At 71.8% G+C, this 9,192-nt stretch carries 9 protein-coding genes; 4 read left to right on the top strand and 5 right to left on the bottom strand.

Features of this window, described 5'->3' with window-relative positions; translation table 11 throughout:
- Nucleotides 1-35: 35 nt before the first annotated feature.
- The 3 genes from AC1DY2_RS09960 to AC1DY2_RS09950 all read right to left on the bottom strand — a co-directional run bounded on the left by AC1DY2_RS09960 (nt 36) and on the right by AC1DY2_RS09950 (nt 3,999).
- Nucleotides 36-1,301 (bottom strand): extracellular solute-binding protein, encoded by a 1,266-nt coding sequence (locus tag AC1DY2_RS09960; protein WP_309977485.1) that lies wholly within the window; start codon nt 1,299-1,301, stop codon nt 36-38.
- A gap of 67 nt (nt 1,302-1,368) precedes the next feature.
- Entirely contained in the window at nt 1,369-2,541 is a 1,173-nt protein-coding gene (locus tag AC1DY2_RS09955) for an ROK family transcriptional regulator (RefSeq protein ID WP_476762276.1), read from the bottom strand.
- A gap of 243 nt (nt 2,542-2,784) precedes the next feature.
- A complete protein-coding gene (locus AC1DY2_RS09950; RefSeq protein WP_309977483.1) occupies nt 2,785-3,999 on the bottom strand; it encodes an NADP-dependent isocitrate dehydrogenase in 1,215 nt (404 codons plus the stop codon).
- 219 nt (nt 4,000-4,218) lie between these two features.
- Between AC1DY2_RS09950 and AC1DY2_RS09945 the strand changes: the two genes are divergently transcribed.
- Nucleotides 4,219-4,671, top strand: a complete 453-nt coding sequence (locus AC1DY2_RS09945; protein WP_476762275.1) for a GNAT family N-acetyltransferase — start codon at nt 4,219-4,221, stop codon at nt 4,669-4,671.
- A 23-nt stretch (nt 4,672-4,694) separates the two neighbouring features.
- Nucleotides 4,695-5,009: an MGMT family protein gene (locus AC1DY2_RS09940; protein WP_476762274.1), complete on the top strand. Its 315-nt coding sequence runs from the start codon at nt 4,695-4,697 to the stop codon at nt 5,007-5,009.
- Between the two features lie 6 nt (nt 5,010-5,015).
- Here AC1DY2_RS09940 and AC1DY2_RS09935 read toward each other — a convergent pair whose 3' ends face one another.
- Entirely contained in the window at nt 5,016-6,809 is a 1,794-nt protein-coding gene (locus AC1DY2_RS09935; protein ID WP_476762273.1) for a sensor histidine kinase, read from the bottom strand.
- Entirely contained in the window at nt 6,809-7,471 is a 663-nt protein-coding gene (locus tag AC1DY2_RS09930) for a LuxR C-terminal-related transcriptional regulator (RefSeq protein ID WP_476762272.1), read from the bottom strand. Before AC1DY2_RS09930 ends, AC1DY2_RS09935 begins: the two co-directional genes overlap by 1 nt.
- A 222-nt stretch (nt 7,472-7,693) precedes the next feature.
- Between AC1DY2_RS09930 and AC1DY2_RS09925 the strand changes: the two genes are divergently transcribed.
- Nucleotides 7,694-8,296, top strand: a complete 603-nt coding sequence (locus AC1DY2_RS09925; protein WP_476762271.1) for a hypothetical protein — start codon at nt 7,694-7,696, stop codon at nt 8,294-8,296.
- Nucleotides 8,293-9,192: type III PLP-dependent enzyme domain-containing protein (locus AC1DY2_RS09920; RefSeq protein WP_476762270.1), on the top strand; the 900-nt coding region annotated here is incomplete at its 3' end. The genes AC1DY2_RS09925 and AC1DY2_RS09920, both read left to right, overlap by 4 nt.

Genomic DNA, 9,192 nt, shown 5'->3' with positions numbered 1-9,192 from the left:
GTATGCCGCCGCACCGCGCAGTCGGACGGGTCCGACTAGCTGTTGAGGATCGCCTCGATCTCCTCGTCGGCGGCCTCGGCGAGCGCCTTGACGTCGCCGCCCTGCGCGATGTTGACGAACAGGTCGGTCAGGATGCCGGATGCCTCGACGTCGGCCCAGTTCGGCGACGCCGGGGTGAGCTTCGCGTTGCCCGCGGCCGCCGTGATCGCCTTCGCGACCTCGTCGGTGCCGAGGGTGTCGGCGAGGGAGAGCTTGGCCGGAACGAGGCCGTTCTCACCGTAGATCGTCTGGAACTCGTCGGAGAGGATGATCTCCAGCGCGCTCAGCGCGAGCTCGGGGTGAGCCGACTTCGCCGAGATGCCGATGTTCGATCCGCCGGCGAAGACCTGCGCCGCGCCGCCGTCCATGCCCGGGAGGGCGTAGACGCCGAGGTTGGCCTCCTGGTCGGGGCAGCCGGGCGCCTCGGCGTCGGCCGGGGCGAGGATCGACCACTTGACCCAGCTCGGGGCCGAGAGCTGCAGCGACGTGCCGTCGCAGAAGCCGACCTCGGGGCTGGTCTCGTTGCCGTCCTTGGGCGCCAGCGAGGCGGTCGTCATGACCTCCTGCACCTGCTCGAGGCCGGCGATGGACTCGGGGCTGGACAGCTGCGCGTCCCACTCCTCACCGTCGGGAACGGCGATCTCGCCGCCGTTCTCCCAGATGTAGGGCAGCGCGTTGTACCAGTCCTGGCCGGGCCACCAGATGCCCGACTTGCCGGGGTTGGCGGCGGCCAGCGCCTGCGCGTTCGAGATGTACTCGTCGAGCGTCGTCGGCACCGTCAGTCCGGCCGCCGCGAGGGCGTCCTTCTTGTAGTAGACGAGGCGCGAGCCCGAGTAGAGCGGGGCGGCGTAGAACTTGCCGTCGTACGTGCCCGCCTCGACGAAGCCGGGAAGCAGGTCGTCGCCGCCGAGGGTCTCGTAGTCGTCGGTCAGGTCGAGGAACGCACCCGCCGAGGTGAACGCCGCGGCCTGCGTGTTGCCGACCTCGACGACGTCGGGGCTGTCCGAGCCGGAGAGGCTCGTGGTCAGGCGGTCGACGAGGCCGTCCCAGGCCTGCTCCTCGATGACGAGGGTCGAACCGGGGTTCTCCTTCTCGAAGGTGTCCACCAGGTACTCGCGCGCTTCGTCGGGCGTGTCGGTGCCGACGAGCCACACGCGGATCTCGGCGCCGTCCTCAGAGGCACCGGTGCCTCCGGAGGTGGCACAACCGGCGAGGGTGAGCGCAGCAGCGGCGCCGAGCGCCACGATGCCGAGTTTCCTCATTGTCGTTTCCTTTCATGGGGTGAGGGAAACAGCGGGGGTTCGCTGCACCCTTGGTGCGTGGAGTCCCTCACGAGACTCCGAGTTGTCCGGAGAGGACCATGACGGCCGCGCCGCGGAGGACGATGTCCTCCGCCTGCTCGGTCATCCGGAGCCTCAGATCACGGTTGTGTTCCGCCATCGTCCGCATCCGGAGCGTGTCGACGGTCGCGTCGTGGAGCGCGCCGTCAAGCAGTTCGGCGGGGCCGCTGAGCACGACCTCCGACAGGTTGAGCGCCCCGACCACTGGCGCGAGGATGATGCCGAGCCGGCGTCCGGCCTCGGCGAGGATCCGATCGCGAGCGGATGCCGCGTCGGGGGCGTCGCCGTCGAGCTCGGCGAGCTGGGCGGTGAGGCGCGGCACGGCGAGCCAGGCCTCGAGGCATCCGTGCTTGCCGCACGCGCAGCGGGGACCGCCGTCGGTGCCGACGACGACGTGGCCGATCTCGCCGGCCGCGAAGCCGCCGCCGATGACGGGGCGGCCGCCGATGATGAGGCCGGCGCCGACGCCGTGGCCGACCTTGACGAGGAGCAGGTCGTCCTGCTGGGATGCGCCGTGCTCGGCGAGCACGGCGACGTTGGCGTCGTTGGCGACGTGCACGGGCAGGGCGAACTCGGCCTGGAGGCGGGCTTGGAGCTCGACGTCGCGCCAGCCGAGGTTCGGAGCGGAGCGCACCACGCCGAGCGTGTCGACGACGCCCGGCGAGCCGACGCCGATGCCGAGCACGGGGGTCGCGGTGCTCGCGAGGAGCGTGCGCACGAGCTCGACGACGAGGGCCACGGCGTGCTCGCCGGTCGCGCCGGCGCAGGCGACCTCGGCGCGGGCGACGATGCCGCCGTCGAGGTCGACGACGGCGCCGAGGAAGCGCTGGTGCTCGGAGAGGTCGATGCCGATGATCTGGAACGCGCCGCGGTCGACGTCGATGAGGGTGGCCGGCTTGCCGGGACGGGCGTCTTCGCGCTGCCCGAGCTCGACGACGAGTCCCTCGGCGATGAGGTCGGCGACGAGGTCGGACACCGTCACGCGGGTGAGCCCGGTGCCGCGCGAGACATCCGCCCGGCTCTGCGCCCCCGCCGTGTAGAGGGTCTGCAGCACGAGCGACCGGTTGTGGCTGCGCGCGTGCTCGGGAAGGACCTTGCCGGTGGGCCGGAGGGCGCGGGCTCGGGTGAAGATCGGGGCGTCGGCGAACGGCACGGTGAGCACGTCGCCACCCGCGGTGGGGGCGCCGGTCTCACTGACCTGGCCTCGCTGCACATCCGTCGTCACGTTTGTTAGTAAAGCTTACGAACAAACTCCGACGCAAGCATCGACGGCCCCTTGGCCGCCCGCGTTACCGAGTTGTGACCTGCTCCGGGTCGTCACGCAGGTACCACGTCAGCGGAGGCCGCACGCACGACGAAGGGGCCGGATGCCGCGGCATCCGACCCCTCCGTGAACCGAGTGGGGCTACGCCAGGCGCGCCTTGAGGTTGTCCGACAGGGTCTGCAGGAACTCCTCGGTGGTCTGGTACGCCTGCTCGGGGCCGACGAGGGCCGCGAGGTCCTTCGTCATGGCGCCCGACTCGACGGTCTTGATGACGACGTCCTCGAGGGTCAGCGAGAAGTCGATGAGCTCCTGGTTGCCGTCGAGCTTGCCGCGGTGCGCGAGGCCGCGCGTCCAGGCGTAAATCGAGGCGATCGGGTTCGTCGAGGTGGGCTTGCCCTGCTGGTGCTGGCGGTAGTGACGCGTGACCGTGCCGTGCGCCGCCTCGGCCTCGACGACCTTGCCGTCGGGCGTGGCGAGCACGCTCGTCATGAGCCCGAGCGAGCCGAAGCCCTGCGCGACGGTGTCGGACTGCACGTCGCCGTCGTAGTTCTTGCAGGCCCAGACGTAGCCGCCCTCCCACTTGAGCGAGGCGGCGACCATGTCGTCGATGAGGCGGTGCTCGTAGGTGAGGCCGGCCGCGTCGAACTGCTCCTTGAACTCCGCGTCGAAGACCTCCTGGAAGAGGTCCTTGAAGCGGCCGTCGTAGGCCTTCAGGATCGTGTTCTTCGTCGAGAGGTAGACGGGGTAGTTGCGCGAGAGGCCGTAGTTCAGCGAGGCGCGGGCGAAGTCGCGGATGGACTCGTCGAGGTTGTACATGCCCATGGCGACGCCCGAGCCGGGCGACTGGAACACCTCGAACTGCTGCGGCTCGGAGCCGTCCTTCGGGGTGAACGTCATGGTGAGGGTGCCCTCGCCCTCGAACCGGAAGTCGGTGGCGCGGTACTGGTCGCCGAACGCGTGGCGGCCGACGATGATCGGCTTGTTCCAGCCGGGCACCAGGCGCGGGATGTTCGAGATGATGATCGGCTCGCGGAAGATGACGCCGCCGAGGATGTTGCGGATCGTGCCGTTCGGCGAGCGCCACATCTTCTTCAGGCCGAACTCCTCGACGCGGGCCTCGTCGGGGGTGATCGTGGCGCACTTCACGCCGACGCCGTGCTTCTGGATGGCGTGGGCGGCGTCGACCGTGATCTGGTCGTCGGTCTCGTCGCGCTTCTGGATCGAGAGGTCGTAGTACTCGAGGTCGATGTCGAGGTACGGGTGGATGAGCTGGTCCTTGATGGCCTGCCAGATGATGCGGGTCATCTCGTCGCCGTCGAGCTCGACGACCGTGCCTTCAACCTTGATCTTGGACAACGTGGATCTCTCCTTGGATCTCTCGGGGAATTGAGGAAGTCTCGCGGGGCGGACACGCCGCCTGCCAGCTTACCGCGTCACGCGAATATCTCGACATCGAGACAAATGACGGGCGTCCTGCCCCGTGATGCCGCCACGCGGCGGCCCGTGCTCGCGTTCGCCCTGAGCGTTCGCCTCGCGGCTACCTGCCCCGGGCCGCCACACGTTAGCCTTGGCTCCATGGCTGAACTGCGACTCGAAGAACTGAACGCGACGAACATCGTGGCCGCGAACACCCTGTCGCTGAAGCCCGGGCAGGAGCAGTTCATCGCTCCCGTCACGTACGCCGCCGAGGCCTCGGTCGTGAACCCCGCCACCGCGTGGCAGCGCGTCGCCCGTTCCGAGGAGCGCGTCGTCGGCTTCATCCACGGCAACTTCGACCCCGAGAACGAGCACGAGGAGTTCCGGGCCTGCATCTGGCGCATCAACGTCGACGCCGAGGCGCAGGGCAAGGGCGTCGGCCGGTTCCTCGCGCACGCCCTCGCCGAAGAGGCCAAGCGTCGCGGATTCGACCGCATCACCGTGCTCTGGGAGCCGGGCGAAGAGGGCCCCGAGGCGTTCTTCCACCGCATCGGTTTCGTCGACGTCGGCGAGACCGCCTACGGCGACGTGATCGGCGCGCTCGAGCTCTGAGCACCTCGGCACGGGGCGATCGGATGCCGCAGCCGCCGGCCGGCTTCGTCGAGGCCGTGCTCGCCGTGGTCGACGACATCCCGCCGGGCTGCGTCGCCACCTACGGCGACGTCGCCGCCGTCCTCGGCTCGCGCGGAGCGCGGGCCGTCGGCCAGGTGATGGCGCGCTACGGGTCGGACGTCGCCTGGTGGCGCGTCGTGCGCGCCGGCGGCCGACCGCCCGCGGGCCACGCCGAGCGCGCTCGCGCGCACTACGAGCGGGAGGGCACGCCACTCCGCCCGGCGGACGACGAGGACGGCTACCGCATCGTCATCGCGGCGTGCCGCTGGCGGCCCTGACGCCCGTCACTCGCTGAGGCCGGCCCCGAGCGGCATCCGGACCGACAGCGTCGTGCCCGCCCCGGGCGGGCTCTCGAGCTCGAGCGTGCCGCCCACCGCGTCGACCCGGTCGGCGATGCCGAGCATGCCCGTGCCGGCGTCGAGCGACGCTCCCCCGGCGCCGTTGTCGCGGACCACCAGCTCGAGCTCGTCGCCGACCACATGCGCGCGCACCCATGCCCGGGTCGCCCGCGAGTGCTTCGCCACGTTCGCGAGCGCCTCGGCCAGGACGAAGTAGGCCGTCGACTCGATGAGCTCGGGCAGCCGCCCCTCGGCCTGCACGTCGACCACCACGGGAACCGGGCACCGGCCCGCGAGCTCGGGCACGGCGAGCGCCAGTCCGCCCGACGAGAGCAGGCTCGGGTGGATGCCGTGCGCCAGTTCTCGCAGTTCCCGCAGCGCCAGGTTCAGCATCGAGATCGTGCTCTCGAGCTCGGTGGCGAGCTCCACCTCGTCGGCGTCGCGGGCGGCATTGGCGGCCAGCCGCAGCCGCATGCCGAGCGACACCAGGTGCTGCTGCGCGCCGTCGTGCAGGTCGCGCTCGATGCGGCGCCGCGCCTCGACGCCCGCCTCCACGATGCGCTGGCGCGACTGCCGCACCTGTTCGAGGGTGCGCTCGATCTCGGAGCGGAGCCGGCCGTTGTCGACCGAGAGGCGCAGTGCGCTCGAGACCCCGTCGAGCAGTCGCATGTTGTCGGTCAGCACCCGGTCGTGCCGGATGAGCGCGATCGGCGCCCCGAGCGGCGACGCGACCGGGAGGATGCTGTGGCTGCCCCGCGGATCGGCGGCGTCGGGCTCGATCGGCGTGCCCGCGGCATCCGCATACCGACCGCGCTCCTCGTCCCACCAGTAGACCCGCACCGACGCATCGCGGAGGGTGCGCGCGAGCGACTCGGCCCAGAGGCCGCGGTCGGCGCCTTCGCGGGTGATGCGCATGAGGTCGGCGACGCGCGAGCGCATGTTGCGCGCGTGCGCGACTCCCGCGTCGAAGCTCACGGGGATGGACGCGATCGCGATGAGCGAGACGGTGGCGAGCACCGTGTCGGTGGTGGTGGCCGTCGCGTACGTCACCGCCTGCGCCGCGAGCGTGCTGGCCCAGGCGAACAGCGCGAGGGGCATGAGGAACGCGACCGTGCGCGCCGGCACGCTCGCGCGCACCCAGCGCACGAGCAGGCGTCCGGCGATGACCAGGGCGAGCCCGACCCCGACGATGCGGTACCCCACGTCGATCGCGGTGAACAGGGCGGGCGCGTCGACGACCTGGTACGGGTTCGGGGCGACGCAGCCGCAGGCCACCGCGTCGGGCGTCGCGAGCAGCACGACGCCGAGCAGGTTCACGGCGGAGGCCACGATCGCGATGCCCGCGATCCACCGGTCGACGCGGTCGGCGAGGAACCCCTTCGGGTAGACGAGCACGATGACGCCCGCGATGACCGCCCACCACAGGTCGACGCCGCGGACGATCGGCCACAGCCAGTCGATGCCGCCGATGACGAAGTAGATCGACTGCGGGATCCACAGCACGACGAACGCGATCATGAGCCGCGCCGGGGCGCGCGTGGGGCCGATCCGCCATGCCACGCCGGCGCACGCCGCGAACACGAGCGGCACGATCGCGTGGAGCGTCGTGTACGAGACCTCCGGCCGCTCTGCGGCGGGCGTGGCGAAGTAGCCGGCGACCTCCATCCAGAGGCTCAGCGCGACGGCGATGACGATGGCGACGGTGCGMCTGGCGATCCGGCCCTTGCGGCCGGGGGCCATCACCGTTCGCCGAGGAGCGTGAGCACGGCGAGCACGCGCCGGTGGTGCTCGGGYGACTCCTCGAGGTCGAGCTTCTGCAGGATGCTGCGCACGTGGGTCTCGACCGTCTTCAGGCCGAGGAACAGCGTCTGCGCGATGCCGCCGTTCGAATAGCCCTGCGCCATGAGCTCGAGCACCGAGCGCTCCCGCTCGGTGAGCCGTGACAGCGGGTCGTCGGCGCGGGTGCGCTTCACGAGCTGCTCGACGACCTCGGGGTCGACGACCGAGCCGCCCGAGGCCACGGTCTCGACCGCGCGCACGAGCGTCTGCGGCTCGGACACCCGTTCCTTCAGCAGGTAGCCGGTGCCGCTGCCGGCGCCCATGACGCGGAGCGCGTACTCGGGCGTGGCGTACATCGACAGCAGCAGCACGCCGATCGTCGAGCCCTCGGCGCGCATCGTCTCGAGGGCGGCGATGCCCTCGTCGCGATAGCTCGGCGGCATGCGGATGTCGAGCACGGCGGCATCGATGCCTCCGCCGCGGACGACCTCGAGCAGCTCGTCGCCGGTGCCGACCGAGGCGACGACCTCGATCTCACCGCCTTCGAGGACTTTGGCGATGCCCTCGCGCAACAGCAGCGCGTCATCGGCGATCGCGACGCGCAGGGGGCGGGCGTCGTTCATCGGGGGCCTCCGTTTCGCGGGCAGCGTCCACCGTCCGGGGGTCGCCACCCGTCTGTGCCGAGCGTACCGCCTGGGAACGGCCCCCGGTTGGTCCCAGTTGTGGGGGCAATCGCCGCCGTTCCGCGGTGCCGGATGCCCCGACGTCGCGTTCAGTGGCAGCACCCATCGCGTGGGGGTGGTCGCCCGGATCCCGCCACCTCGACGTCGGCGGAGGATGCGGGCATGTCGATGGGACGCGCGCGTGCGTGGAGCTGGGTCGGGCGGTACCTGCCGCTCGAGGTGCTCGGCACGATCACGGCGCTCGTCGCGGCATCCGTCGCCTACCGGGTCAGCGGATCGCTCGTGGTCGCCGCCATCGCGGGGACGCTCGGCGAGAACGTGGGCTACTACGCGCTCGTCGTGGTGCGGGCGGTGCGGGGCCACGCGGGCTCACGGCGCGTGCAGCGCCTCCCGGGCCGAGGACGCCGCGCCTGGGCGACCGCCTGGCTGGCGGCGCGCTCGGTGGCGGCCGAGTTCGGGCCGGCCGAGCTCGTCGACTCGCTGCTCGTGCGCCCGGTGCTGCTCTGGGCGGCCGCCGCGACGTGGGGCGCGCATCCGGCGGCCTGGTTCGCCGGCAAGCTCGCCGCCGACGCGGTCTTCTACGCCATCGCGATCGTGTCGTTCGAGACCGGGCGCCGCGTGATCCTGCCCGACGGCGGCCGCGTCGCCACGGCAGCCGGAGACGCGGCATCCGGGCACGTGGCATCCGGGCGCGCGGGGTCCGGGCACGTGGCATCCGGCACGGCCGTCGGCTCCGAATCACAGCCGGAAGGGGCGCTGAGATGAGCACCACCATGGCGGACCGGTCGCGTCGCCTCGCGACGCGCATCGGACGCGCGACCGCGACCGGGACCCGCGACGCGACGGGCCGACCCGTCGCCCACCGCGAGCTCGTGCGGCGCGAGCTCGCCGCCTACGCCGACCGCATCGACCTCGCCGGGCTCGTGCGCGAGCACGGCAGCCCGCTCTTCGTGCTGGACCCCGACCGGGTGACGACGCAGCTCCTCGCACTGCGACGCGAGCTGCCCATGGCGGGCGTGCACTTCGCGACGAAGTCGTTGCCGCATCCGGCGGTGATCCGCGCGGTCGACGCGTTCGGTGCCGGCTTCGAGGTGGCGTCCCGCGGCGAGATCGACCTGCTCGAGCGCGCGGGCATCGCGACGGCGCACTGCCTGCACACGCACCCCGTCAAGACGGTCGCCGACCTGACCGGCGCGTACCTCCGCGGCATCCGCACGTTCGTCGTCGACAACCCCGCTGAGATCGCGAAGTTCCGGGGGCTGCCGCCGGATGTCGCGGTGCTGGTGCGCCTGTCGTTCCCGAACCCCGGGGCGAAGTCCGACCTGTCGTCGAAGTTCGGCGTGCGGCCCGACCACGCCGCACCGCTCGTCGCCCAGTGCCTGCGTGAGGGACTGCGGGTCGCGGGATTCACCTTCCACGTCGGAAGCCAGACGGCGTCGGCCGCGCCCTGGGCGCACGCCATCCGGCAGACGCTCGCGCTCATGCAGCGCCTCGAGGCCGCGTTCGACGTGCGGTTCGACACGCTCGACCTCGGCGGCGGGTTCCCCGTGGCATACGACGAGCCGGTGCCGCCGCTCGCGGAGCTCGCCCGCGGCATCCGCTCGGCCCTCGATGGCGTGCCCGACCGGTACCGCATCCTCATCGAGCCCGGACGTTTCGTG

It is taken from the genome of Agromyces sp. P1_H4 (assembly GCF_056405255.1).
The sequence above is the reverse complement of the archived record's forward strand: the minus strand, read 5'-3'. Positions and strand labels throughout refer to the sequence as shown.

Bases quoted from the DNA above. Each gene is read 5' to 3' on its own strand.
- AC1DY2_RS09925 (WP_476762271.1), top strand. From the start codon at position 7,694: ATGTCGATGGGACGCGCGCGTGCGTGGAGCTGGGTCGGGCGGTACCTG.
- AC1DY2_RS09945 (WP_476762275.1), top strand. From the start codon at position 4,219: ATGGCTGAACTGCGACTCGAAGAACTGAACGCGACGAACATCGTGGCC.
- AC1DY2_RS09940 (WP_476762274.1), top strand. From the start codon at position 4,695: ATGCCGCAGCCGCCGGCCGGCTTCGTCGAGGCCGTGCTCGCCGTGGTC.
- AC1DY2_RS09960 (WP_309977485.1), bottom strand. From the start codon at position 1,301: ATGAGGAAACTCGGCATCGTGGCGCTCGGCGCCGCTGCTGCGCTCACC.